Origin of the sequence: Cyclobacterium xiamenense (assembly GCF_900109255.1) — a bacterium.
Classification (GTDB): Bacteria; Bacteroidota; Bacteroidia; order Cytophagales; family Cyclobacteriaceae; genus Cyclobacterium; species Cyclobacterium xiamenense.
Genome location: NZ_FNZH01000002.1, coordinates 287578 through 312452, shown reverse-complemented (window position 1 = coordinate 312452; position 24875 = coordinate 287578). Strand labels below are relative to the sequence as shown.

20 protein-coding genes are annotated in these 24875 nt (G+C 50.0%); 5 read left to right on the top strand and 15 right to left on the bottom strand.

The features are described from left to right. The first annotated feature begins 255 nt into the window (after positions 1 to 255). Entirely contained in the window at positions 256 to 1488 is a 1233-nt protein-coding gene (locus tag BMW71_RS06070) for a DEAD/DEAH box helicase (RefSeq protein ID WP_092170941.1), read from the top strand. A 21-nt stretch (positions 1489 to 1509) separates the two neighbouring features. Here the strand turns inward: BMW71_RS06070 and BMW71_RS06065 are convergent, their stop codons facing one another. From BMW71_RS06065 to ytxJ, 7 genes are all read right to left on the bottom strand, one after another. Further along, positions 1510 to 2202, bottom strand: coding sequence for a DUF5995 family protein (locus tag BMW71_RS06065; protein ID WP_143057564.1), 693 nt, complete (start codon positions 2200 to 2202; stop codon positions 1510 to 1512). Between the two features lie 154 nt (positions 2203 to 2356). Next, entirely contained in the window at positions 2357 to 3031 is a 675-nt protein-coding gene (locus BMW71_RS06060) for an ABC transporter ATP-binding protein (protein ID WP_092170936.1), read from the bottom strand. After that, positions 3024 to 3698, bottom strand: a complete 675-nt coding sequence (gene modB / locus BMW71_RS06055; protein ID WP_092170933.1) for a molybdate ABC transporter permease subunit — start codon at positions 3696 to 3698, stop codon at positions 3024 to 3026. The genes BMW71_RS06060 and modB overlap by 8 nt, the downstream gene beginning before the upstream one ends. Beyond that, the gene (gene modA / locus BMW71_RS06050; RefSeq protein WP_092170931.1) at positions 3698 to 4471 is read right to left on the bottom strand and encodes a molybdate ABC transporter substrate-binding protein; all 774 of its coding nucleotides are present in this window, start codon (positions 4469 to 4471) and stop codon (positions 3698 to 3700) included. Before modA ends, modB begins: the two co-directional genes overlap by 1 nt. Before the next feature lie 115 nt (positions 4472 to 4586). Further along, a complete protein-coding gene (locus BMW71_RS06045) occupies positions 4587 to 4925 on the bottom strand; it encodes a winged helix-turn-helix domain-containing protein (protein WP_092170928.1) in 339 nt (112 codons plus the stop codon). 38 nt (positions 4926 to 4963) lie between these two features. Beyond that, entirely contained in the window at positions 4964 to 7822 is a 2859-nt protein-coding gene (locus BMW71_RS06040; protein ID WP_092172725.1) for an outer membrane beta-barrel protein, read from the bottom strand. Between the two features lie 140 nt (positions 7823 to 7962). Beyond that, complete coding sequence (gene ytxJ, locus BMW71_RS06035; RefSeq protein ID WP_092170925.1) at positions 7963 to 8301, bottom strand: bacillithiol system redox-active protein YtxJ; 339 nt, start codon at positions 8299 to 8301, stop codon at positions 7963 to 7965. 153 nt (positions 8302 to 8454) lie between these two features. Between ytxJ and BMW71_RS06030 the strand changes: the two genes are divergently transcribed. Beyond that, on the top strand, positions 8455 to 9846 hold the full coding sequence (locus tag BMW71_RS06030; protein ID WP_092170922.1) for a DUF4403 family protein: 1392 nt from the start codon (positions 8455 to 8457) through the stop codon (positions 9844 to 9846). A gap of 1 nt (position 9847) precedes the next feature. Here the strand turns inward: BMW71_RS06030 and BMW71_RS06025 are convergent, their stop codons facing one another. From BMW71_RS06025 to BMW71_RS05990, 8 genes are all read right to left on the bottom strand, one after another. Then, complete coding sequence (locus BMW71_RS06025) at positions 9848 to 10522, bottom strand: 3'-5' exonuclease (RefSeq protein ID WP_092170920.1); 675 nt, start codon at positions 10520 to 10522, stop codon at positions 9848 to 9850. Between the two features lies 1 nt (position 10523). Further along, a complete protein-coding gene (locus BMW71_RS06020; RefSeq protein ID WP_092170917.1) occupies positions 10524 to 12470 on the bottom strand; it encodes a DUF294 nucleotidyltransferase-like domain-containing protein in 1947 nt (648 codons plus the stop codon). A gap of 82 nt (positions 12471 to 12552) precedes the next feature. Next, complete coding sequence (gene acs, locus BMW71_RS06015; RefSeq protein WP_092170914.1) at positions 12553 to 14451, bottom strand: acetate--CoA ligase; 1899 nt, start codon at positions 14449 to 14451, stop codon at positions 12553 to 12555. An 87-nt stretch (positions 14452 to 14538) separates the two neighbouring features. Further along, positions 14539 to 16224 carry a sodium:solute symporter family protein gene (locus BMW71_RS06010; protein WP_092170912.1) on the bottom strand — a complete coding sequence of 562 codons (1686 nt, stop codon included), beginning with the start codon at positions 16222 to 16224 and terminating at the stop codon, positions 14539 to 14541. A 24-nt stretch (positions 16225 to 16248) separates the two neighbouring features. After that, a complete protein-coding gene (locus tag BMW71_RS06005) occupies positions 16249 to 16512 on the bottom strand; it encodes a DUF4212 domain-containing protein (protein WP_092170909.1) in 264 nt (87 codons plus the stop codon). A 136-nt stretch (positions 16513 to 16648) separates the two neighbouring features. After that, positions 16649 to 17185 (bottom strand): AAA family ATPase, encoded by a 537-nt coding sequence (locus tag BMW71_RS06000; protein ID WP_092170906.1) that lies wholly within the window; start codon positions 17183 to 17185, stop codon positions 16649 to 16651. Beyond that, positions 17178 to 17801 carry a nicotinamide riboside transporter PnuC gene (gene pnuC, locus BMW71_RS05995; protein WP_092170904.1) on the bottom strand — a complete coding sequence of 208 codons (624 nt, stop codon included), beginning with the start codon at positions 17799 to 17801 and terminating at the stop codon, positions 17178 to 17180. The genes BMW71_RS06000 and pnuC overlap by 8 nt, the downstream gene beginning before the upstream one ends. A 90-nt stretch (positions 17802 to 17891) precedes the next feature. Next, complete coding sequence (locus BMW71_RS05990; RefSeq protein WP_092170901.1) at positions 17892 to 19634, bottom strand: GMC family oxidoreductase; 1743 nt, start codon at positions 19632 to 19634, stop codon at positions 17892 to 17894. A 329-nt stretch (positions 19635 to 19963) separates the two neighbouring features. Here BMW71_RS05990 and BMW71_RS05980 point away from each other — a divergent pair, with 329 nt between their 5' ends. From BMW71_RS05980 to BMW71_RS05970, 3 genes are all read left to right on the top strand, one after another. Further along, a complete protein-coding gene (locus tag BMW71_RS05980) occupies positions 19964 to 21679 on the top strand; it encodes an IlvD/Edd family dehydratase (protein ID WP_092172722.1) in 1716 nt (571 codons plus the stop codon). A 68-nt stretch (positions 21680 to 21747) separates the two neighbouring features. Then, entirely contained in the window at positions 21748 to 22524 is a 777-nt protein-coding gene (locus BMW71_RS05975; RefSeq protein WP_092170896.1) for an SDR family NAD(P)-dependent oxidoreductase, read from the top strand. A gap of 242 nt (positions 22525 to 22766) precedes the next feature. Further along, a complete protein-coding gene (locus BMW71_RS05970; RefSeq protein ID WP_092170894.1) occupies positions 22767 to 24875 on the top strand; it encodes a bifunctional aldolase/short-chain dehydrogenase in 2109 nt (702 codons plus the stop codon).

Below are 24875 nucleotides of genomic sequence, written 5' to 3'. Positions count from 1 at the left end.
TAAATCTGACTACCTTTACCCGGAATAAACGAAACGACTGCTAAAATCAGCCGTTGCCCTGCGAAAAAAATGCGTTTTTCCGCCCGCTCACATTTTCCTTTTAAGCCGCCCAAGATGCGTTAACGGTGCAGGAACAACAGCTGGAAAAGGTAACAGATTCCCATCGGCAATTTCCAACAACCGATCATTTCTCCACAAAAATTTAATCAGATACTAATTTTATGGCCATTTCGGTCATTCGAACCATACGATTTCATGACATTTAAAGAACTAAATTTAATAGAACCCTTACTGAAAGCGCTTCAGGAAAAGAATTACGTAGAGCCAACAGCCATTCAAAAAAAGGCCATTCCACAGGTATTGGCCAAAAGAGACATTTTGGGTAGTGCTCAAACTGGTACCGGCAAAACAGCCGCTTTTGCCTTACCCATCCTTCAGCTCCTTCATACCGATCCGTCGGTAGAGAAAGGCCGCGTTCGTATCAAATCGCTGATTGTTACCCCTACCCGGGAATTGGCCATACAAATACACGAAAACCTGGAGTTTTATGGAAAATATACCCGACTGAAGCATGCGGTCATTTTCGGTGGGGTAAAGCAAGGCTCACAAGTGAGTGCCCTAAACCGGGGGGTAGATGTCCTGGTAGCCACCCCGGGAAGGCTCCTGGACCTAATCAATCAGGGATACATCAAGCTGGATCAAATTAAGATTTTTGTTCTGGACGAAGCCGACCGAATGCTGGACATGGGGTTTATCAACGACATCAAAAAGTTGCTGAAATTACTACCCGCAAAACGGCAATCCCTCTTTTTCTCTGCTACCATGCCGGACAACATCGTAGGACTTGCCAATGAAATATTGACCGACCCGATCAAAATTGAGGTGAGCCCCGTCTCTTCGGCCGCCGAAACCCTGCAACAAAAGGTATATTTTACCAACAAGTCCACCAAAAAAGACTTGCTTTTCCATATTCTGAAAGATAAAAAGATTGACCAGGTCCTGCTGTTTTCGCGAACCAAACACGGAGCCGATAAAATCACAAAAAATCTGAAAGGGGCCGGCATAGAGGCGGCTGCCATTCATGGTAACAAGGCACAGAATCACCGGCAGAAAGTCCTCAGCCAATTCAAGGATGGCTCCATTCGGGTACTCGTGGCCACGGACATCGCTGCCAGGGGCATTGATATCGACAAGCTCCAGTACGTCATCAATTACGACATTCCGGAAGACCCGGAAACCTACGTGCACCGGATCGGAAGATCCGGAAGAGCGGGAGAATCCGGCACGGCCATTTCCCTGTGCGAACCGGAAGAAAATGGAGACGTACGCGCCATCGAAAACCTTATCCGCCAAAAAATTAACGTGGAAGACAACAATCCGTTTCCACAAACCGACAAACCCATGACGGCGCAGGAAAAGAAAGAGCACAACAAGGAAAAGCAACGAAAAAAACAAGCCTTTTTTGCCAATCGTCGAAACTCCAGGTAGGGAATTTGAAAAACGGCTACACTACAGGTAGCGCATAAACTGACGGGCCCTTTTCAGGACCAGCGCTTCCTGTTCTTTTCGGATGTACGCGCGTTGCTCCTCCGTAGCGCTTGCCAACAGGTGCAGGTTTACCTCCCAAACATCGTTTCTCCAGGAGCTGATGAGTTTTGAAAGCAACCACTCGTCCAGGCGACCCATGAATACATCCAGGGCTTCCATGGTCCAGGAAGATGGGTTAACGATGCTGTCTTGCACGGTGTCAATGGTGCGGGCGATTATCTCGTTTACTAGTTCGTGATCGGTCCGCAGCGATTCCTTTTCCTTTTCGGGCAACTGCAACCAGTTCTCGGCCAGGCAATCGTGGAGCGCAAGGGGTAGGTCGTAGTTGATGTGCGCATTTACTCCCAATAATAAATGCTGGGTGACGTTGATTTCCGGATTCAAGCAGGCATCGTGAACCTGACGCCACACCAGCGGCGAGCGATCGGGATCTTGATCGTATCGGGAAAGGGCCTCAAAATAATACTCCGAAAATCGAAGCAGCAACCTGGAAACCCAGGGGGCATTGGTAAATTGCCCTTCCTCAATGGCCTCGTGCATGGCCTGACTCATCAGGGTGTAACAGCCCAGGAAAACGTGCCGCTGGTCACCGACACCTCTCCAGCCATTCACGTGTTCGTTCATGCGTAGTAATAAGGACGAAACGTCTTGCATAAATGTGTGGGTTACTGGGTAAATCAGTTTTCTAGAAAATGGGCCAAAGAGAGACCCCATGTTCGCGTTCTGGTGTTTTTTTACGAGAAAATTCAAGGAAAAATAGCAATTCCCTTCCAAAAAAACACTAGCTAGTAAAAAAATAGACGAAATTTTACCGGGAAAAAAACTGATGAGGAGATCCGTCGAAACTAAAGGTCCCGTGTTCCATCACCAACACCCGCCGGGCCATTCGGCTGATTTCCGAGGCATCGTGGCTCACCAGAAGCGTAGTGAGCCCGTACTCTTTATGAAACTGCATGAGGTATTCCTGCAAGTTTGCCCGCATCTTCATATCCAGGGCCGAAAATGGTTCATCTAGCAAGAGTACCGCAGGCTTGCGTACCATGGCTCTCGCCAGGGCTACCCGCTGCTTCTGACCACCGGAAAGCACAGCTGGTTTTTTATCCGCCAGTTTCGTCAACTCCACCCGCTCGAGCAATTCCCCCACAATGGCTGCCTGCTGCCCGTTTTCCAGGGCAAACTCCAGATTTTGCCGGATGGTCATGTTTGGAAAAAGCGAATGCTCCTGAAATACCATGCCAATATTTCGTTTGTTGGGTCTCAGGTTTACTTGTTGCTCGCTGGAAAACCATACCTCACCAGCTACTTTCAATTGGCCTGCTTCTGGTTTCATCAATCCCGAAATCATCCGCAACACACTCGACTTTCCTACGCCGGAGGGGCCGTAGAGGCCGACCATCTCCCCCGGATTCAGGTGACAGGAAACCCGTACGGTGAACTTCCCATCCGGTCCAAATAATGATTTTTCCAGTGCCAACTCAATCATAGCTCAAAACCCTGCTTTTATCGCGATTCAGCCAATAGGTAATGAGCAAGACCAGAAAGGAAAATCCAATGAGAATCAGACTGTAGGTATTGGCCTGCCCATAATTCATGGCCTCCACCTCGTTATAGATGGCGACTGCAATCACTCGTGTTTCATCGGGAATATTGCCTCCTACCATCAATACCACTCCAAACTCTCCCACGGTATGGGCAAAAGACAAGACACCCGCTGTAAGCAGTGCACTTTTCATGTTGGGCAGCATCACCCGTGTCAACGTAACCCACCGCCCTTTTCCCAGGGTTTGGGTGGTATCTATCCAGGCCTTTGGGATCCCGGTAAAACCGGAACGCAAGGGCTGAACCATAAATGGCAAACTGTAAATAACCGAAGCCAGCACCAGCCCCGGAAAGGTAAATACCAGACGCAGGTCAAAATAACGATCCAGGAAGCCACCCATCGGATTCTCCGGACTAAAAAACAACAACAAGTAAAATCCCAAAACCGTGGGAGGTAATACCAGGGGCAAACTGACAATTGCTTCTACCATATACTTAATCCGGAACTTGCTAAATGCCAGCCAATAAGCCAATGGGATACCTATCAGAAAAAGAATTAGCGTGGTAAACAGCGCCAGCCTCAGGGTCAAAAAGAAGGGGCTAAAATCCATCAGTTTGAAGGTTGGGAAAAACCAAAATAGCGGAAAATACCGAGTGCCTTTTCCCCTTTCAAAAACGCCATAAAGGCATACGATTCCGGACTATTTTCCCCATGCCTGGTAACGACCGCGCCCTGGACCAGGGGGGAATGACTCGATTCCGGGATAAGATAGTAAGACCTCTGATACTTTTTCATGGTGGGTGAGAGGGCCAAAGATAACGCAATCATTCCCAAATCTGCCGCTCCCGTAGCGACAAATTGAGCGGCCTGAGAAATGTTTTCTCCTTTTACCAATGAGGGAGCCAGCTTTTCATTCCAGCCATAAAAGGCCAGCGACTCCACCGCCCGTTTTCCATAGGGAGCGTGATCGGGATTGGCGATCGCTATCTTCTTTACCCAGGGCTGCTGAAAAGCCTCCATCCCAAGATCCTTTACGTCATACTTTCTACTCCATAGCACCAACCTGCCTACTCCGTATGCATAAATTTCAGATGCCGTCAGGCCCTTTTCGGCTAATAATTCCGGGTAGCGCACATCTGCCGACATGAAAATATGAAAAGGTGCCCGGTTGGAAAGCTGTTCGTATAATTTTCCGGAGGAACCATAAATGGGCTTAACGGTGATTTGCTTTTCATGGTTAAAAACCAAGATAATTGAATCCAGGGCAAATTTTAGATCCGAAGCAGCAGCGACCAAAATCGGGCGTTCCGTCTGAGCCCATGTCAACTGATAAAAGAGCATTAACCCCAAAAACAATAAAAATGCCTTACCATTGCATTTCATACAATCCGGCTTTAGAATGTAATTCGATATATTTATAAATATATATCGAATTTGTCTAAATCCAAAAATTGAAGATGTGCAGCATTCAGATCTGATTTGCAAAAAAGGAACCCGTTTAGATCCAGTCTAAGATTTCGGCTTCTTCTTCGGTGATTTCTTTCAATTTTTCGGACAATTTCTCAAACCTGAAAATCAGGTTTTGGGCGTGTTCCGTGAGTTCAGCTCCACCGCCTTTTTCGCCCCCTTTCTTTAGGCGTACGAAAGGCTCGCTCCCCCGGCTATTTAGGTCATTGACCATGTCCCAGGCTTTTTTATAGGACATGCCCATTTGCCTGGCCGCTTTGGAAAGCGAGCCCTCCAATTGGATGCGTTCGAGTAATTCTACCCGGCCCGGTCCGAAAAATTTCTCTCCTCCAATGGTAATCCAGCACCTGAGCCTGATTTCCTTTGTCATCGCGTTTACATATTGGTCGATAACAATATACAGATATTTTACCAGCTTCGAGCGCCTCGTCCTCCCGAATACCCTCCCGGCCGTTGCTCCTGATCCGGCAAATCGGACTTTTTGAAGTTACCGATAATATAGGTAAAAGAGATCATGCCGTAACGGGTGAGTACGTTTGAGAAAGTATCGGTAACCGCCACATCGGAGATGCTTCTGGAGATGCTATTGTTTTGTTTCAATAGGTCAAAGACATACACTTTCAACTCTCCCTTATTGTTTTTGAGAAAACGGTATCCTGCTTCAATATTCCATAACCAGACCGATTGGTCCAAACCCTCAGACAGGCCCCGGTATAGCATGTTGTTTACATTATTGGCGATAAAGGTTTTTCCGTCATTGGGAGAATAATAAAACCGCAGGTTACTGCTTTGAATGAAATAATTTTGGTCAAGATTGCTTTGAAGGCTGCTGTTGACGATGGTATAGGTACCCGTGGTGGACAGCGTAAAATCCACATCTTTACTGATATTACTGGCAAAGGTAACACCCTGCCGAATATCAATATTCTCATTGGTATTGGTTTGTCCATTGATTATTCCCGGGGTTCGACCATAGCTAAGTCCAGGGTTCAAATTGACCTTGGTTTTCCATTTGGGGATGCTGGTTCCGTAACTAAGAAATAGCCGGGCATTCATTTGCCCGTTTAGATTAACCGGGCTGGTGATTTGCCCGCCTCGCCTGAGTAGAACCTCGTTGTTAATCAGGGTATCCTGAGGAGCCACGAAGGTATTGGTGCCTATAAAATTGGTATTGAAATTTGTGAATAAAAAAACAAAAAACGTTTTATTGGTCTCCATATTAAACCGGGACATGTTCACGAACATGGAGTGATTGTAACTTTGTCCCAGGGAAGGGTTCCCCACCGAAAGATTCAACGGATTGCTATTATTAATCACGTTTTGCAGTTGGTTGACGCTGGGCTCGTCGGTACGGGTACGGTAACGAAACCGGTAGCTGGTACCGCCTTGGTTCCGGTAATTCATGGTGACGGTAGGCATCAGATTTTTAAAATCGCGATAAAAGGTACCCACTGTCGGAAACTCGCTTTCGTTGTCCAATACCGCATACTGGTAATCGAGGTTCATGTTGATGTTCAACCCCTTATTATTGTAGCGGTACCCCAGGCCCGCCCGTTGGGTAAGGAATTTGTTGTCAAACTCATTGCTTAAGGCTGTATCCAGCACCATGATCCCCTGCTCATTGGCTAGCTGAAAGGTCTTTTGGTCGGCAGCACTCTTGTTGTTTCCGATCTGGTACGAAAGGGTCGCCACGGATTTTTCGCTGATGGGTTCGGTGTAGGTGAGGTTTGTCCGGTAGTTGAACCCATCCGAAAGAGCGGTGGTTTCCTGCACCAGCGTATCGAATGCGTTTCGCACGTAGTCCTTGTTGGAAGAAATCAGGTCCGTCAACTGGTCCCGTTGATTCCAGGATGTAAACAAATCGGCAGAAATCGTCCGGCCTACTTTATCAAATTTGTAGCGGTAGGTAAGATTATTGGAAATGGAATAGCCCTGGGTTTCGTTTTCGGTCAGGTTTCGGGTATCACTTAGGGAGTCCAGGGACTGGTCCAGGTTTAGCCCTTCCAGGTTGCTGTACCGGAAATTATCCTGGAAATTAATGCTGGGACTGATGATCAACGCATTCTTTTCGTTGATATCGTACTCCATCCGTGCGTTCATTCGGTGGTTGTTATTCGTGATCGTACTTACCTGACTTTCCTGATACAGCTGTCGCTGATCTTCGGAGATAACCGTCTCCCGATTGGTATTTTCAAAAACGGTGTTGTCCGTGGCATTAAAAAAGTAGCTTCCGGTAAAATTGATTTTCTCGCCCCATTTGTCGCTGTAGTTCAACCCCAGGGAATTGGTGGTAATAATCCCATTATTCGAAGGTACGCCGAAACTATTGCCACCCCCTCCGGGCCTTCCTCCTCGGCCGCCCCTGCGCCCGCCGCCACCCAGGCCACCACTTACACCGAGTAAATCGTCGGATGCAAAGTTTTGCTGGTTTACGTTATTTGACATGCCGATGATCGAGATCCGTCGGTTTCCGTTAAAAAAATTGATATTTCCTCCGACCGAGTAGGTATTATCGGTGCCATAGCCTCCATACACCCGGCCAAAATAGCTGTTGCGCATGTTTCCTTTGGTGATGATATTGATGGTCTTCGCGTAATTCCCATCGTCCAGGCCGGTAAGGCGGGATTGGTCGGAGCGTTGGTCCAGCACCTCTACGCTGGAAATGGCATCCGCCGGCAAATTTCTCAGGGCAATGGATGGATCACTTCCAAAAAATTCCCGTCCGTCCACCAACACTTTCTGCACCTGTTCGCCCTGCGCCTGCACTTGTCCATTTTCGATGGTGACGCCCGGTAACTTACCAATAAGGTCCTCGGCCATGGCGTTTTCCCGGGTCCTAAATGCGCTGGCGTTGAAAACCGCTGTGTCGCCCTTCATTTCGCCCACGCTGGTCTCGCCCTCGATCACCACTTCGCCCAAAAGCTGACTGTCCTCCCGAATAGCGATCACACCCAAATCAAGAGGCATTCCACGGGAAAATTCCCGGGTCACTTTCTCAAAGCCCACGTAGGTTATTTCCAATTTGAATACAGGCAACCGGGGATAGGCGATGCTGAACTTGCCGTCTGGCCCCGTCGTAGTGGAAGTAATCAGGCTATCGCCCTGGGTCTTGAGCACCACATTGGCGCCAATCATGGGGTCCTGACTGCCTTGCTCCACTATCTGCCCGCGAATCTGCGGTGGACTGGGGCGATCCTGTCGGGCCTGAAGGGTACTTCCCATCAAGGAGATGGCCAGGAAAAAGAAACTAAGCGTAAAAATCCTCATCGTATTCATTTGGTTAATGTGTATGAGGATTAGACTGCAAAAGTTCCCCGCGGTTTAATGCCTGTTGGTAAAAAGTACAGCGGGCAAAATATGGGATTTAACGGCTAAAATCCGGGACAGCAATAAACCTTTCCCGAAACTTACCCCTCTACGGAAACGATTTCCCGGTAATTGATTCCCATGTGGCTGTTGTTATAAACGGCCTTCCCGTCTCTAATTACAATGACCTGCGGGGAAGCATGGGCCACGGAAAACTCCTCGGCAATGGCGTTAGAAATATCCCTGTGAGCAATTAAGTCCAAAAAGTACGGGGACAAGCGCTCACTGTCTTCTGCTTTCCAACTGCGCTCCATCCGATTCCAGGCCATGCTACTGATCGAGCAGCGGGTTGAATGCTTAAAAATCACCACCGGTTTCTCTTTGCTTTCTTCCTTTAATTGATCTAGTTGCGATAAACTCGCTAGTTTTTTCCAGCTCATATGCCTCAATTGATTTACGATTTTAATAACCGAATTTGCGGGCTTTAAAGTTCAACGGTTGCACAAAATTTTGGAATAGTCCTATCTTTGTGCCGCTTACGTAATTTATTACCCGGCGGCAACCGATTTATTCATTTCCTGCGTTCTACTACCATGAGCCTTCCCCGCTATCGTTTCTTTCCCTTTTTACTGCTCTTGATGGCTGGCGCTGCCTGCCGCAGCCTTCGGGTAGACAATCCGCCAGCGCCACCCGAGGTTCCAGCCGCCAGCGCCGCAATAAACCTTCAGCTAAACATCCCGCTATCGTCTATCGCTAACCGGATCAATCGGCAATTAAGCCAACAGCTGATAGACGAAAAGGGGCTTGAATTAGGGGATGGCCTGGTCGCTGACATCCACCTGGAGAAAACCGGTAACCTGTCCCTGGCTGCCTCCGATCAGGGCAAGCTCCAATTGGGCATGCCCGTGATAGCCGACGGAACCCTGCGACTCGAAAAGCGCATCTTTGGACAACGCGTGTCCACCGCGCTGCCTTTCGAACAGGCTTTGTCTCCCGAGATTGATTTTCTTCCCGTTTTGAATAAGGACTGGAGTTTTGATATCCAGGATCTGGAAATACGTTCGCTAGGCAAACCGCTTTCATTCGATGTGTTGGGACTTCAGTTTGATTTTGAACCCCTGGTCAAACGGCAGGTGGTGACCATCATGGAAAATCAGTTGCGCGACGGAGCCCTTGCGGCGCTGGATTTTCGAAGGCTGGCCGAAAACTTTTGGGACAGCTTCGGGAAACCCCGGTACATTCCCAATGGCATTTCCGGAAATTACGTGTATCCCCAGCCAGAAAGCTTGCGGATTCACCAAAAACTCACCCCCGATCAGGAACTCCAGCTCGGTATCGGCCTTACAGCCGAAATGGTCAGCCAAAAAGACCGGCCCCTGGCAACCGAACTGGCACCGCTTCCAGCATTGACACTGGAGGAGGTCACCGGCAATAACCTGAAAATCACCATCCCCATAAGCCTGAGTTTCGAGGAAATCGCCAGCCAGCTGAACGAAACCCTGGCGGACAGTCTTATCGTCCTGGACAGCAAGACCCGCATGCGACCGGGAACGATTTCCGTAAGTCATCTCGGGGACCGGCTGTTGGTTTCCATGGATTTTATCGGATTACGGGAAGGGAAGAAGGATTTAGCCGGTCAGTTTTACCTGGCAGGCAAACCCGTTTTTGATGCGCTAAAGCAACAGATTTTCTTCACCGATATTGAATTCAAAGTGAAAACCAAAAATTTCCTAACCAATACCGTCAACTGGTCCAAGCGCAGAAAAATTCGGAAAAACCTGGAAAAGCGGGCCATTTTTCCCATACAGGAGTACCTGAACGAGGCAGAAACGCTACTGGCCCAATTTGGGGAATGGCAAAGCCCCGTCGCACAGGTACTGTTGGAAGATCCTAAAATCGGTATCACGCGTATTTATCCTACCCGGACCGATTTGGTGATTCACGTTCAAGCGACCGGACAGCTGGAAACCCGGTTTTTTGACTAGCCTATACCATCAATTCCCCATAGCTCCGGATACCCTTTGCTGCAGCTACTTTTAATAGTTTGATAAGCAGTTGTGCCGTGAGAAAGGCGTCGCCGGCTGCGGTATGCCGGTCATCCAGAGAGATCCCGTAGCGCTCGGAAAGCCGGTCCAGCGAATACTCACGACTGGGAATGGTCCGGGGGTCGTAATACCGGCCTCGATCCAGGCGAACCGCCAGATCGTAGGTGTCAAGCCCGGGGTTTTTTATTTTTCGCAAGCCCAGCGATCTACCCGCTCGCTCGAGCATGGCCAGGTCAAAACCCAAGTGGTGCCCCACGAGTATTTTCTGGGCTGCATCTTCGAGAAAAGACCGAATCAATAATTCCCTGCTTACAAAAGGCCGCTCCTGCACCAGTCCGTGAACTTTAATCGCTTCCCGGTTTCTTATCTTGGGCTTGAGGTAAAATTCCCTAGAGGTCGACACGCGAATTCGGTTGTTAATTACCTGCACGGCGCCATAGGAAAGCACCTGGTCCTTTTTGGTATCCAGTCCGGTGGTTTCTGTATCCACTACCAGAAACTCCAATTCAGACAATGGTTTACTTTTTGCAATTTTTCGCACTAGCGATTTCTCGTAGCTCTTGATATAGGCCGGGCTGGGCAGGGGTGAGGAACCAAATAGGGCTTTCCAATTCATATCAGCTGCCAAAATAATCCAGTTGAAAGCGAACCCTCAAAATCTTCTGGATTTCATCGATGGGAAAAAAGGCGTTTTTCAGTAGCTGCCGCTGCAACTTTCCAAGGCTGTTTGGTTGAATAAAGCGTCCGGACGATTCAGAGGCCAGGCCTTCAAGCGCGCGGATACGCATAAAAATCTCATAGGCTTTTCCCGCATCCCGGAACAGCGATGCCTGATTGGGCTCCAACTCGGCCAGTTTTTCGTATCGTTTGAAGGTATTGTTGATGCCCACCACGCGATGGCTTAGTACCAACACCCGTGCGGCATCGGCAAGGGGCATCATCGCCCGCAGTTTGATATCGAATTTCTCTGCGTGCTTGCCAGATTTCTCTATCATAAAATTCCTGAAAAAGCCTAGCGGAGGTGGGTTCAACAAGGCATTTTTTGCCAGGAAATTAAGAAAAACGTTCCCCTGATCGATTTCATCGTATACGTGTTGGGTCAATGCATCCGCCAGTGCCTGCTTGCCTCCAGCCGACCGAAAATCAAAAAAAATACTGGCCATCATCAGGGATTGCGGATCGGGCTCCCGAATCCACTGGCTAAAATAACGCTTCCATTGCGAAAGCGGCTGGCACCATCGCGGATTCGTAGCCATCATCTCGGCAGGGCAGGAGTGGAAGCCACAGGAAAACAAGACTTCCATCACATCCCGAGCCAGGAGTTGCATAAACTTTTCCGTCTGCTCCCTGCGGTTTTCGGATACGTCCTGATAGACCAACGCGTTGTCCAGATCCGTTCGAAGCAATTGTTCGCCTCGGCCTTCGGAACCCAATACCAGAAAGGAAAATTCCAGCTCCTGAAGTTCGGGAAAGCGGGGCTCCAGCTTTTTTTTCGCCATCTCGATGGCTTTTCGTATGATCGTGTCGTTGATTTCTGTGAGAATTCCGGCGATAAAATCAATAGCCAATTCATTTTCCAGGTAATAACGCAACATTTCCTCTGCCTGGTTTCTTAGCTTGGCCAACTCGTGCACATCGTCACTTTCCTGTAGTGCTTTGATCAAGACGGCGGGGCTATTGCCCTGGGAGAGGAGAATGTCGTGGTCCGAAATGATTCCCAGCAGCGCGGAATCCGGGCTTCCGTCTTCGGTAAATACCAAATGGTGCAGGCGGTGCTTGATCATGGTTAGGTACACCTGAGAAAATTCCAGGTCCGTTTTAGCGGTGATCACCGGATGGCTCATGATCAGATCTACCGGTGTATCGTACGGCAGCCCGGGAGCGATAAGCCGGTTTCGGAGGTCTTTATCCGTGATGATCCCGCGGGGATGCTGGTTACCGTCCACGACCAGTATGGATCCCACTTTGGCCCTGGCCATTTCTGCCACTGCGGCGGCAACGGTCGCGCCCAGGGGGCAATGAATCACCGGATCGGAGTACCGGATGGTCCGTTGCCCGGAAAACAACATCAGCCCGTTTTCATTTCGCCTTGTTCCAAAAAGCGCCCGGACCTTCTGCGTTTGCGACAGACTGGACCGTACGACTACCTGCCCCGCGGCGAAACCAGAGGCAAAGTAAAAGCTGACCTGACTGTTTTCCTTCAGGATTGTTTCAAAAATCCCCACCGGTACGGCGATTACCAGGCTGGGTTCGTTCGCTCGGGCATTGAGAATATACGGCCGCTTTCCCAGAAGCGCCAGTACCCCAAATACATCCCCTTCGTCACAAAATTCGACGGTCTCCTCTTTTTCGGCAACTTGTTCCGTCAGCTTGATCGCCCCTTCTTTGACTACAAAAAAATAGCTTTTAGCGGGCTCGCCTTTTTGAAACAACAACTCATCCGTCTCAAAGTACAGCAAATCCACTTCCCGGGCTACCTGGCCCAGCAATTCTTCCGAAAGAAAGCTGAAGGGCGGGTAGTTCTTTAGGAAATCAATGATCCGATTGACGATGACATTGGCCATGAAACGGGTAGCTAGGAAGTAAAGGAACGCGTACGGATTCCGCCGCGCGCTTCAACGACATGGGTCGGGAATGAAAATTACCTCATTCAATTCGTCCTTCGATGATCCGATCGACCACTTCCGGATCCAACAGGGTAGAGGTGTCGCCCAAATTGTCCATGCTGCCTTCGGCTACTTTTCGAAGGATACGCCGCATGATTTTGCCGGAACGCGTTTTGGGAAGGCCCGGAACGATCTGTATTTTATCCGGTTTGGCGATGGGCCCGATAATTTTCGTTACCGTGTCCTTGATTTCGTTAACCAAATTTTGCTCGGTACGGTTTGTCATGTCGCAGATAACGTAGGCATAGATTCCCTGCCCCTTCACCTGATGGGGATACCCGACTACAGCCGACTCGACGACCAGCGGGTGTTCGTTTATTGCATTTTCCACTTCTGCGGTACCCATTCGGTGGCCCGAAACGTTGATCACGTCATCGACCCTGCCAAGGATCCGGTAATACCCGTCGTGGTCCCGTTTTACACCATCCCCTGTAAAATACATGCCTTTGTAGGCCGAGAAATAGGTCTGCTTGCAGCGGTCGTGGTCTCCATAGGTTGTGCGAATCATTCCCGGCCAGGGAAATTTCACACAAAGGTTTCCCTCCACCGAATTACCGATCAACTCTTTTCCTTCCGTATCCATGATTGCCAGCTGTATACCGGGTAGGGGCAGGGTGGCGTAAGCAGGCTTTGTGGGGGTAATCCCCGCCAGCGGGGATACCATAATCCCACCGGTTTCCGTCTGCCACCAGGTATCGACAATGGGGCATTTTGTTTTTCCAATATGGGTATGGTACCAGTGCCAGGCCTCCTCGTTGATGGGCTCTCCCACGGAACCAAGTACTTTCAAGGAATCAAGCGAGTAGGGCGCAATGGGCTCCGTGCCATAAGCCTGCAAGGCACGAATGGCGGTTGGTGCCGTGTAGAACTGATTGACCTTGTATTTATCAACAATGGCCCAAAACCGTCCCGCATCCGGGAAGGTAGGCACCCCTTCAAACATAATGGATGTCGCTCCGGACAACAAGGGACCGTATACAATATACGAATGCCCCGTAATCCATCCGATATCCGCCGTACACCAGTACACGTCTCCCGGATTGTATTGAAAAACGTTTTCGAAGGTATACTTGGCATAGACCATGTAGCCGCCGCAGGTATGCACCACACCTTTGGGCTTACCGGTAGAGCCGGAAGTATACAGAATAAATAGGGTGTCTTCGCTGTCTGTTTCTACCGCCTGATGCTCGGTAGCTACCCCGGAGATAACGTCGTGCCACCAGAAATCCCGGCCCTCCTTCATGGTAACTTCCTGCTCTGTTCGCTGGTAGACGATCACAGTTTCTACCGAAGAGGAGTTATCCAGGGCTTCGTCGACTACTCCCTTTACGGGAATTTTTTTCTTTCCACGAAAATTTCCATCCGAGGTGAGAACCACCTTTGCCTCGCAATCGTTGATGCGGTCCGCAAGGGCATTGCTGGAAAATCCTGCAAAAACCACAGAGTGAATGGCACCCACGCGGGCACAGGCGAGCATGGCTACCGCGGCCTCGGGTACCATCGGCATGTAGATGATCACTTTATCTCCTTTTTGCACGCCCTTCTCGTGAAGCACGTTGGAAAACCGGCATACTTCCGCATGCAATTGCCTGTAGGTAAGGGTACGCCCTTCCTCTGTAGGGTCGTTGGGCTCCCAAACAATGGCCGGCCGATCGCCAATGGTGAACAGGTGCCTTTCCAGAATGTTTTCGGTGATGTTTAATTTGCCGTTGACGAACCATTTCACATCCGGTCCCTCAAAATTCCAGTCCAGTACGTTATCCCAGCGTTTTTTCCAATGAAACGAATCCGCTACACGAGCCCAGAAATTTTCCGGGTCCGCTACACTTTTCTGGTATTCGTGAAAATAGCCGCTTAAGGTATGAATTCTATCACTCATCGTCTGATAGTTTAGGTTTTAATAGTTTTATAAAATTAACGTAAATATATTCGCTATGCACCCATTTCCCTGCATAATACCCGCTGTTTAGTGGTCATGGGCCTTTCCTGCGCCCCTCGGAATGCGGATATCCTGAATCATTTCCTGCACGTCTTCCGGTGGGGGCGGGGTAAATTTGGACACCAGAAAACAGGAGACAAAATTGATCAACATCCCAACCGTACCTATGCCCTCCGGAGAAATACCGAACCACCAGTTTTCGGGCGTGTTGGCTTCAGGATGAATAAATTTGAAATAAATGATGTAAGCCAGCGTAAAAACCAGTCCTGTCACCATTCCCGCAATGGCTCCTTCCTTGTTCATTCGGGTAGAAAAAATACCCATGATGATCACTGGAAAAAACGAAGCCGCCGCCAGCCCAAAAGCAAACGCCACTACCTCCGCCACAAATCCGGGGGGATTGATGCCAAAATAACCAGCGATGACCACCGCCACTGCAGCAGATACGCGGGCAATAATCAATTCCGTTTTTTCCGTCATCTGAGGAACAAACGTTCGAAACAGATCACGGGAAACGGAAGTAGAAATAACCAGAAGCAATCCTGCTGCCGTGGATAAAGCCGCAGCCATGCCTCCGGCCGCCACCAGCCCCACCACCCAATTGGGCAACTCGGCGATTTCCGGGGCCGCCAGGACCATGATATCTTTGTCCACGGTAAGTTCGTTCATTTCGGGATCGGCCAGGTATTGTACCACCCCGTCCTGATTCACGTCATCCACCACAATCAGGTTTGTCTTTTGCCAATTTCCCACCCAATCCGGTAATTGATCCACCGGTTGCCCGGCTACCGTATCGATGGCATTGTAAATCCCGAAGGCGGCCACTGCTGGGGCCGTCGTGTACAAAATGGCAATGAAAACCAACGCATAGCCCGCCGAAAGCCGCGCATCCTTTACCCGGGGCACGGTAAAAAACCGAACGATGACGTGAGGCAATCCGGCCGTACCGACCATCAGCGCGAGAGTGATCGCAAAAATATCCACTACCGACTTTCTCCCCGCCGTGTACTGGTGAAAACCCAAATCCACCAAGATACCATCCAGCTTATCCAGCAGGTAGGTACCGTCCTGCACCGTTCCTCCAAGACCAAGCTGCGGCACGGGATTTCCCGTGAGCTGAATGGAAATAAAAATGGCAGGGACCATAAAGGCAAAAATCAACACGCAGTATTGTGCCACCTGGGTATACGTGATGCCCTTCATGCCCCCCAATACCGCATAGAAAAACACGATGGTCATCCCGATGATCACGCCCTTTTCGATGTCTACTTCCAGGTACCTGGAAAATACAATTCCCACCCCGCGCATTTGTCCCGCCACATAGGTAAACGAGATAAACAAGGCACAAAACACCGCCACGACGCGGGCTTTGTTGCTGTAATACCGATCACCTACAAAGTCCGGGACCGTAAATTTCCCGAACTTGCGCAGGTAGGGAGCCAGCAAAAGGGCCAATAAAACGTAGCCCCCGGTCCAGCCCATCAGGTACACAGAGCCATCGTAGCCGGAGAAAGCAATGATCCCCGCCATCGAAATAAAAGATGCCGCCGACATCCAGTCGGCCGCTGTAGCCATTCCGTTGGCCAAGGGTGAGACACCGCCGCCTGCGGTATAAAATTCTTTCGTGGACCCTGCGCGCGTGTAAATGGCAATGCCTATGTACAGGGCAAAAGACAAGCCTACCAAAATATAGGTCCAGGTTAAAATATCCATAGCTGGGTCAGTGGGTTTACAGGGTTATTTTTCGTTGACATCAAATTCTTCATCCAGTTTGTTCATGCGGTATACATAAACAAAAATTAAAATTACAAAGGTGAATATGGAGCCTTGTTGGGCAAACCAAAAGCCCAGTTTGTACCCGCCAATCTTAATGGCATTCAGCGGCTCGGCCAGGAGGATACCAAAACCAAAAGAGACGACAAACCATACCGACAGCAGTATCAATACCGTGCGGATGTTGCGTTTCCAGTACTTTTTCATTTGTTCCTTGTGGGTAGGCATGTAGCGGTATGTTTGGTTTATTGTTGGAGAATAATCCTGAAAATATTCAAAAATTCCGTAACCAACAGCATGATTCAGGGAATCCCTGCAAATTATCCCAGATTCGGCGAAAGAGCAAGATAATTGGTTCTTACCCTCAGGATCCCGCCGGGCTTCTTCCGAGAATTCCTTCGATGGCCCGTACTGCAGACTTCAGCCGGTCCTTGTGCGTCCCGGATACTTTTACCCAGGGAGGCCCTGAGGAATCCAACTCCTGTTCGTATTGCCCGAGAAAGTAGTGTCGGAGAACCGGATCGGGATGTTCCCGCAGCGGGTCTTCCTGCCAGGGAATATCGATATCGGTCAGCAGGTACAGGTCATAGAATCGTGAGGCTATTTGCTCACGAATCCAGGGATCAGTTTTCCCGTATTTGTAATCACTCCAGATTTTTATTACCCGCAGATCGGTATCACAAAACAGCAATTCATTCGCCAGTTCCGCCTTTTCCCTTTCCGCTTGCAGTTGGCCTCGGGCGATTTGCAGCAGGTCTTCGTAGGTATACGGGCGATTCAGCTCCTGCAGGTATTCCCGGGCATACTCCGGAACCCAGGGTTCGTTGTAATACGCTGCAAGAGCGGCACTGAGCGAGCTTTTGCCGGTAGATTCCGGACCGATGATCACGACTTTATTCATCCAATGCTGCGTATTTTCGGGCGGCATGGATCCAGGCTATCAGGCCCAAAACCGCCAAAGCGGTAAAAACCAGAAATTGGAACGAGGTCAAAATAAGTCCTTTGTAAAAATACAAAGGAACAGAAACCAAATCGGTGACGATCCAGGCGATCCAATTCTCTACTTTCTTTCGAGCCATGAGCCACATGCCCACAAATGCCGCGGCAGTGGTAAACGAATCCCAATACGGCACGTCGCTGTCTGTATAGTAACGCAGCAGGAAATAAAGCAAGGCATAGGCCGCCAGGAACAAACCTAAGGCCTGCACTACTTCCCTTCCCTGCATCCAGGTGACCGGAACCGCCGCCTTTCCGGGTTTGGGGTGGGTCCAGACATACCAGCCGAAAATGGACATGGAGAAATAATAGGCATTGATTCCCATGTCTGCGTATAAGCCCACCTGCAGGCATATCCAGACATAAATAAGCGTACTGATAATACCGGTAGGAAATACACGTATATTCTCCCGCATGGAATAGTACACAGATGCCAGACCGAAGAAAACGGCAATCGCTTCCAGCCAACTCATTTCCTGCAGACCAACCGTCAGCCCATTTACGATGTATTGCCAATTCACGGCTTGAAATTGGGATAAATACCCAACATAAAAAAATCAGAAAGCCCCCAGGCGCGAAGACTTTCTGATTTTGATACCTGTTCGAAAATTTTACCCGATATTCTTCTTTTTTAACTGGTCGACAATGTACTCCGATGTGCGAATGGAGAGGGCCATGATCGTCCAGGTAGGATTTTTGTCTGCCTGGGATACAAAAGGCCCTGCGTCTACGACAAACAGGTTTTTGCATTCGTGGGCCTGGGAATAGGGATTCAAGACGGACGTCTTGGGGTCTTTCCCCATACGGGTAGTACCTACTTCATGGATGATACGTCCCGGTGCAGCCAGGCCGTATTGTGTCTCCGCCCCGGGCTTTTTACCCATCACCTGAGCACCCATGGCGTCGAAAATCTCCTCAAACGTCTCCTGCATGTGGCGGGCTTGCTTTACTTCGTAATCGGTCCATTTGTAATGGAAGCGCAACACCGGAATCCCAAATTTGTCCACGGTTTGCGGGTCTATTTCACAATAATTGTCGTACTGCGGCACGCTTTCGCCCCTTCCGGCAATACCCACCGTGGCTCCATAAACGCTGCGGATATCTTTTTTCAATCCTTCCCCGTAGCCACCATTCGGCCGGGGTTTTCCAAATTCATCTTTGAGGTAACTTCGCATGGAATCCATGCCGAAACCAAAGCCATAATTTGGCATGCGCATGCCCCCACCAAATTCCAGGTGGTATCCTCTGGGAAAATCCAGTTTTTTGTTGTCCAGCCACCAGGGAGTGTACACGTGCATGGAGCCCACACCGTCTTCGTTGTATTTGTCCCGGCCCAAAAACTCGGGCATTAATGCCGAGCGGCTGGCGCCGGTGGAATCGTGCAGGTACCGACCCAGGGTTCCGCTGCTATTAGATATTCCGTTTGGATGCTGGGGGGAACTGGAGTTCATCATAATCCGGGCAGTCTCGCAGGCGGAAGCACCCAAAACCACCACGCGCGCTTTGAGCTTGTACTCCTGCATGTCCACCTTACTTACATAAGATATCCCCGTGGCTTCTCCTTTTTCGTCGGTGGTTACCTTGCGAACCATGGCGTAGGTGTACAAATCCACCTTTCCCTTTTTGATAGCCGGTTTTACCAAAACTGTCCCGGAAGAAAAATCCCCGTATACCTGGCAGGCGCGGTTGCACTGGGCGCAAAAAAAGCAGGCGCCCCGCTCGTTGTTCACCGGACGCGTCAACACGGATATACGTGAAGGAATGACGGGCAGGTTGATCTTTTTTCCTCCTTTCATAAATGCCAACTCGTGGAGCCGAGGCTTGGGTGGGGGAAGAAAAAACCCATCGGGCTCGTTCCGAATTCCCTCTTTGGTACCGAAAACACCTACTATTTGATCCACCCGGTCGTAGTAGGGCTTTACATCCTCGTAGCCAATGGGCCAATCGTCGCCCAGGCCGTCTATGCTTTTTCTCTTGAAATCATCCGGACCGAAACGTAGGGAAATTCGGCCCCAGTGGTTGGTCCTTCCGCCCACCATCCGCGAACGGAACCAGTCAAATTGGGTGCCATCCTTGCGGGTGTAGGGTTCTCCTTCTATTTCCCATCCGCCGTATGCCGCATCGAAATCGCCAAACGCACGAACCGTATTGGCTCCCCGGCGCGGAGACTCCCAGGGCCAGCGAAGTTGGGTGCGGTATTCCTCCAGCGCTGGATCAAAGTCACTTCCCGCTTCCACCACCGCTACACTTAACCCCGACTCCGAAAGGATTTTACTGGCCATGCCACCCCCGGCACCGGATCCTACGATGATTACATCGTAGGTATCCATGGATGATTTTATTTCAAAACTCATTGGTTATTGATTTGACGTTTTTTAGTAATTGACTGCCTAAAATAGGGGATTATCCCTAAACTTTCACCATTTCATTCGAGAATCGTTTGGAGCCCCTCCGAAAACGCTTCGCTTTGCCGACCGCCCCCATATACGGGGCCCAAAACCAATGGGCTGCCAGCGTAGGGAATTTTTGTTTTAAACCTGTAACCCCCAACCTGGGCAGGGGTTTTTTGAATCGGAAAATTTTATTTTGGCCAAACATTTACTAATCTTATACTTTGAAAGAAATAAATGTACTACCTGCCTCGGGTAGAAACGAAAACCTAATTGACCATACAAACCTAACAATGAAGAAAACGGAAAGGCGAAGCCAGGGCTGGTTTGGGAAAACCGGCAAAGATGGCCTGATTTACAGGTCCTGGTTTAAAAAACAGGGGATTCCCACCCACGAACTGGGAGGAAAACCCATGATTGGCATATGCAATACCTGGTCAGAGCTAACGCCCTGCAATTCCCATTTCAGGGAATTGGCTGAGTTTGTTAAAAAAGGTGTGCTGGAAGCCGGCGGCTATCCGGTAGAGTTTCCGGTGATGTCACTTGGAGAGACGCTTATGAAACCGACCGCCATGTTGTACCGCAACCTGGCCAGCATGGATACAGAAGAGTCGATCCGAGCCAATCCTTTGGACGGCGTGGTATTACTCTGCGGCTGCGACAAGACGACGCCCTCTCTGGTAATGGGCGCCGCCAGTGTAAACCTCCCCACCATCGTGGTATCAGGCGGACCGATGCTTACGGGCAGGTACCGGGGGACAGAGGTGAGTACCAGCGATATCTGGCGATTCAGCGAAGAGGCCCGCTCTGGCAAAATGACCCAGGAAGACCTTTACGTGGCCGAATCGGGACTGTGCCGTAGCGACGGGCATTGTGGGGTCATGGGTACCGCCTCCACCATGGCCTGCATGGTGGAATCGCTCGGTCTCTCCTTACCCGGGAATGCGGCAATTCCGGCACCGGACACCGGCCGAAAAGTATTGGCTCATCTTTCCGGCATGGAAATCGTAAAGATGGTAGAAAACGACCTGAAACTATCCGACATCCTCACCCGCGAAGCTTTTGAAAATGCGATCATGGTAAATGCCGCCATCGGCGGCTCGACCAATTTTGTGATCCACCTGCTGGCCATTGCAGGTAGAATGGGTATCCCGCTTACGCTGGAGGATTTTGATACCTTTTCTTCCAATATTCCACTACTGGCCAACCTTCAGCCTTCCGGGAGCTACTTCATGGAGGATTTTTACTATGCGGGTGGCCTGCCCCCGGTAATTCGCCAACTTAAAGATCGTCTGAATAATCAAGCCATCACCGTTACAGGTCAGGAAATCGGTAAAATCAACGAACGGTTTGAAAATTACAACGACAAGGTAATTGCCTCAATCGATCGCCCGTTCAATACGCTGTCCGGAATCGTGGTTCTCAAAGGAAACCTTTGCGAAACCGGAGCCATTATCAAACCATCAGCGGCAAGCCCGGAACTGATGAAACACACCGGCAAAGCAGTGGTCTTTGAAGACATCGACGATTACAAAAACAAAATTGACGATCCGGACCTAGATATCGACGAGCATAGCATCATGGTCCTAAAGAACGTAGGGCCCAAGGGCTACCCCGGTATGCCCGAAGTGGGGAATATGGGCTTGCCTCCAAAAGTCCTGGCAAAAGGAATCAAGGACATGATCCGCATTTCGGATGGCCGCATGAGCGGCACCGGATTTGGTACCGTGGTGCTACATGCCACGCCCGAAGCCGCCGAAGGAGGAAACTTTGCCGTCGTGCAAACGGGAGATCTGATCGAATTGGATGTAGAACAGCGAAAACTGAACCTGCTGGTATCAGAAGAAGAGCTTGGCAAACGAAAAGCGGCCTGGCAAAAACCCGCTGCAATGACTGACAGGGGTTACGTAAGCCTGTATGTCAAACACGTAGAACAAGCCAACCTGGGGGCAGACCTGGATTTTCTTAAAGGAAATTCCGGAAGTGAAGTCACCAAAGATTCTCATTAACCCCGAAAATAGGTGTTTGGGTAGATCGGCCCGATCTACCCAAACACCTTTTTTATCCCAAACGCACGATGAATATGCACGACCAACCTGATCAGCTGGTAGCGCTGATCACCGGAGCCGGAACCGGCATCGGGTTTGAAATATGCCGCCTGCTAGCATCCCAGGGAGTCTACGTGATGCTCAACGACCTGGACCCTTTGCTCACCGAAAAGGCGAGCCAAACGATCAACAAAGCCTATCCAGGTTTTTGCAAAGGGTGTCCGGGAGACGCCGGGGATACCGACTTTATTGTCCAAATGGTCCGGGAAACGGTTAGGGAATTTGGCTCCCTGGACCTGGTGGTGGCCAATGCGGGGATCACCCTATTCGGAGAGTTTCTTAACTATAAGGAAGCAGATTTTCACAAGGTGATGCAGCTCAACCTGGCCGGAACCTTTTTCCTGGCTCAACAAGCTTCCCGCCAAATGATCGCACAGAACAGGGGAGGCAGCCTCTTGTTCATGTCTTCGGTAACCGGACATCAGGCACACAAAAACCTGGCGGCCTACGGCATGAGCAAAGCGGCATTGGAGATGCTGGCCAAGACCCTGGTACTGGAACTATCCCCATACAAAATCAACGTAAACACCGTCGCTCCGGGAGCTACCATTACCGAACGTACTGCTCAGGAAGCGGGCTATGCGGAAACCTGGTCCCGGATCACCCCCATGGGCAGACCAGCTCGTCCCCAGGATATCGCAGAAGCCGTTGCATTTCTGGTATCCCCCCGGGCAAGACACATTACCGGGCAAAGCCTGGTGATCGATGGAGGGTGGACGGCAACCAGTCCGTCTCCGTATACGTAATCCGTTTATTTACGAAAGGTTACCGCGTAAGCGAGATTTTTCGGTCAAATTCGATGAAATCCGGCCGAAAAAGCAAGATTTTTGATGATTTCAGGTAAGTTTGTGTCAAAAGAGAGGCTAGGATCTGGCAGATGGTCTCGGCGTTTTTTTCTCCCTAATCAGCATAGAACAGGACAGTTAAAAACTAATGATAAATTATATTCGCTAAATCAAAACGTATTCAAATCTATTCTAGTTACAATATGGCAATTACAAAAGACACGTTTAAGCACGTAGATTACCTATGGGATGAGGAAAAAGCAAAATCACTGGGAGACGATCAAGTCGCCCTGCTGCTTTACAGGTCCAATATATTGGGTGCGGACTTACGGATAACCAACTACGGGGGTGGCAATACCAGTTGCAAGACCATCGAAAAAGATCCCCTCACCAAGAAAGATACCGAAGTAATGTGGATCAAAGGATCCGGTGGAGATATCGGTACCTTGAAACGAAATGGCCTGGCTGGGTTGTACATGGACAAGTTGCTTTCGTTGAAAAACGTATACAGGGGGCTGGAATTTGAAGATGAAATGGTGGCGCTTTTCAATCACTGCATCTACGACCTGGATTCAAAGGCACCTTCGATCGATACCCCGCTTCACGCATTTTTACCATTCAAGCACATCGATCACCTGCATCCGGACGCGGCCATCGCCATCGCCGCCTCCAAAGATGGAGAAAAAATAACGGAGGAATTATTTGAGGGGCAAATCGCATGGGTCCCCTGGCAGCGACCCGGCTTCGATTTGGCACTGAAACTTGATGAAGCCTTGAAAGCGAACCCGGGAATTCGCGGCATCATGCTGGGAGGCCATGGACTCTTTACCTGGGCAGAGACTTCCTACGAGTGCTACATCAACAGCCTGGAGGTAATCGACAAAGCCTCTCAGTACCTGGAAGAAAACTACGGAAAAAATCGCCCGGTTTTTGGCGGTCAGAAGGTTCAATCCATTCCAGAGGCCGATCGAAAATTACAAGCAGCTAAACTTGCCCCCCATTTGCGCGGACTTGCTTCGAGCTTTAACCGCATGGTTGGTCATTTTTCGGACGACGAACGGGTATTGGAGTTCATCAACAGCAACGACCTTGCGAAACTGGCACCCCTGGGAACCAGCTGTCCCGACCACTTTCTACGAACCAAGATCCGCCCCCTTGTACTGGACATTCCCGCCGATAAGGACCTAACCGATATGAGCGATGTCACCGCTTATTTGGAAAAAGAATTTGAAGACTACCGGCAGTATTACACCAAGTATTACGAAGATCACAAACGGGACAACAGCCCCGGCATTCGGGATTCCAACCCGGTGGTGATTCTTTGGCCAGGCGTGGGCATGTTTTCCTATGCCAAAAACAAGCAAACGGCGCGCGTGGCCAGTGAATTCTACACCAACGCCATCAACGTGATGAAGGGTGCAGAAGCGATTTCCGAATACGTTTCGCTTCCCTTGCAGGAAGCATTTGATATAGAATATTGGTTGTTGGAAGAGGCCAAGTTACAGCGCATGCCCAAAGAACAGCCGCTTTCCCGAAAAGTGGCCTTTGTAACCGGGGGTGCGGGAGGTATCGGCAAAGCCATTGCCGATAAACTTGCCAAAGAAGGCGCCTGTGTATTTATCACCGACATCAATCAGGGAAATCTGGAAGAAGCGCTTAACAGCTACAACAGGGATACCGGTTCTGGTTCCCTGATGGACGTGACCAAGATGGAAGACATCGAAGCTGCGTTGCACGCGGCCTGTCTGAAATTTGGTGGCGTGGATATCATCGTCAACTGCGCCGGACTGGCCATATCCAAACCCATCGATCAAACCACCGAAAAAGACTGGGACATCCTGCAAAACGTTTTGGTAAAAGGTCAGTTTGCCGTTTCCAAAGCAGCTGTTGCCATCCTACGTGCGCAAAACAAAGGCGGGGATATCATCAACATTGCCAGCAAAAATGCGCTGGTATCCGGACCGAACAATGTTGGCTACGGCACCGCAAAAGCAGCGCAGGTGCACATGAGCCGGCTTCTGGCCGCCGAGCTTGGACCGGATAAAATTCGCGTCAACGTAGTCAACCCGGATGCGGTGATCGAAGGCAGCAAGATCTGGGAAGGCGAATGGGCCAAAGGCCGTGCCAAAGCCTACGGCATTACCGTGGAAGAACTTCCGGCCTTCTACGCCAAGCGAACCATTATGAACGAAATCATAGGCGTGGACGACATTGCCAATGGCGTTTTTGCCTTTGTCGGCGGACACCTCGGCAAGAGTACCGGAAACATCCTGAATGTGGACGGTGGAGTAGCTGCCGCGTTTGTACGATAA

Bases quoted from the DNA above. Each gene is read 5' to 3' on its own strand.
- BMW71_RS06020 (WP_092170917.1), bottom strand. From the start codon at position 12,470: ATGGCCAATGTCATCGTCAATCGGATCATTGATTTCCTAAAGAACTAC.
- BMW71_RS05975 (WP_092170896.1), top strand. From the start codon at position 21,748: ATGAATATGCACGACCAACCTGATCAGCTGGTAGCGCTGATCACCGGA.
- ytxJ (WP_092170925.1), bottom strand. From the start codon at position 8,301: ATGAGCTGGAAAAAACTAGCGAGTTTATCGCAACTAGATCAATTAAAG.
- acs (WP_092170914.1), bottom strand. From the start codon at position 14,451: ATGAGTGATAGAATTCATACCTTAAGCGGCTATTTTCACGAATACCAG.
- BMW71_RS06060 (WP_092170936.1), bottom strand. From the start codon at position 3,031: ATGATTGAGTTGGCACTGGAAAAATCATTATTTGGACCGGATGGGAAG.
- modA (WP_092170931.1), bottom strand. From the start codon at position 4,471: ATGAAATGCAATGGTAAGGCATTTTTATTGTTTTTGGGGTTAATGCTC.
- BMW71_RS06065 (WP_143057564.1), bottom strand. From the start codon at position 2,202: ATGCAAGACGTTTCGTCCTTATTACTACGCATGAACGAACACGTGAAT.
- BMW71_RS05970 (WP_092170894.1), top strand. From the start codon at position 22,767: ATGGCAATTACAAAAGACACGTTTAAGCACGTAGATTACCTATGGGAT.
- BMW71_RS06005 (WP_092170909.1), bottom strand. From the start codon at position 16,512: ATGCCTACCCACAAGGAACAAATGAAAAAGTACTGGAAACGCAACATC.
- BMW71_RS06010 (WP_092170912.1), bottom strand. From the start codon at position 16,224: ATGGATATTTTAACCTGGACCTATATTTTGGTAGGCTTGTCTTTTGCC.
- BMW71_RS06000 (WP_092170906.1), bottom strand. From the start codon at position 17,185: ATGAATAAAGTCGTGATCATCGGTCCGGAATCTACCGGCAAAAGCTCG.
- BMW71_RS05980 (WP_092172722.1), top strand. From the start codon at position 19,964: ATGAAGAAAACGGAAAGGCGAAGCCAGGGCTGGTTTGGGAAAACCGGC.
- BMW71_RS06070 (WP_092170941.1), top strand. From the start codon at position 256: ATGACATTTAAAGAACTAAATTTAATAGAACCCTTACTGAAAGCGCTT.
- BMW71_RS06025 (WP_092170920.1), bottom strand. From the start codon at position 10,522: ATGAATTGGAAAGCCCTATTTGGTTCCTCACCCCTGCCCAGCCCGGCC.
- BMW71_RS06045 (WP_092170928.1), bottom strand. From the start codon at position 4,925: ATGACAAAGGAAATCAGGCTCAGGTGCTGGATTACCATTGGAGGAGAG.
- BMW71_RS06040 (WP_092172725.1), bottom strand. From the start codon at position 7,822: ATGAGGATTTTTACGCTTAGTTTCTTTTTCCTGGCCATCTCCTTGATG.
- BMW71_RS05990 (WP_092170901.1), bottom strand. From the start codon at position 19,634: ATGAGTTTTGAAATAAAATCATCCATGGATACCTACGATGTAATCATC.
- modB (WP_092170933.1), bottom strand. From the start codon at position 3,698: ATGGATTTTAGCCCCTTCTTTTTGACCCTGAGGCTGGCGCTGTTTACC.
- BMW71_RS06030 (WP_092170922.1), top strand. From the start codon at position 8,455: ATGAGCCTTCCCCGCTATCGTTTCTTTCCCTTTTTACTGCTCTTGATG.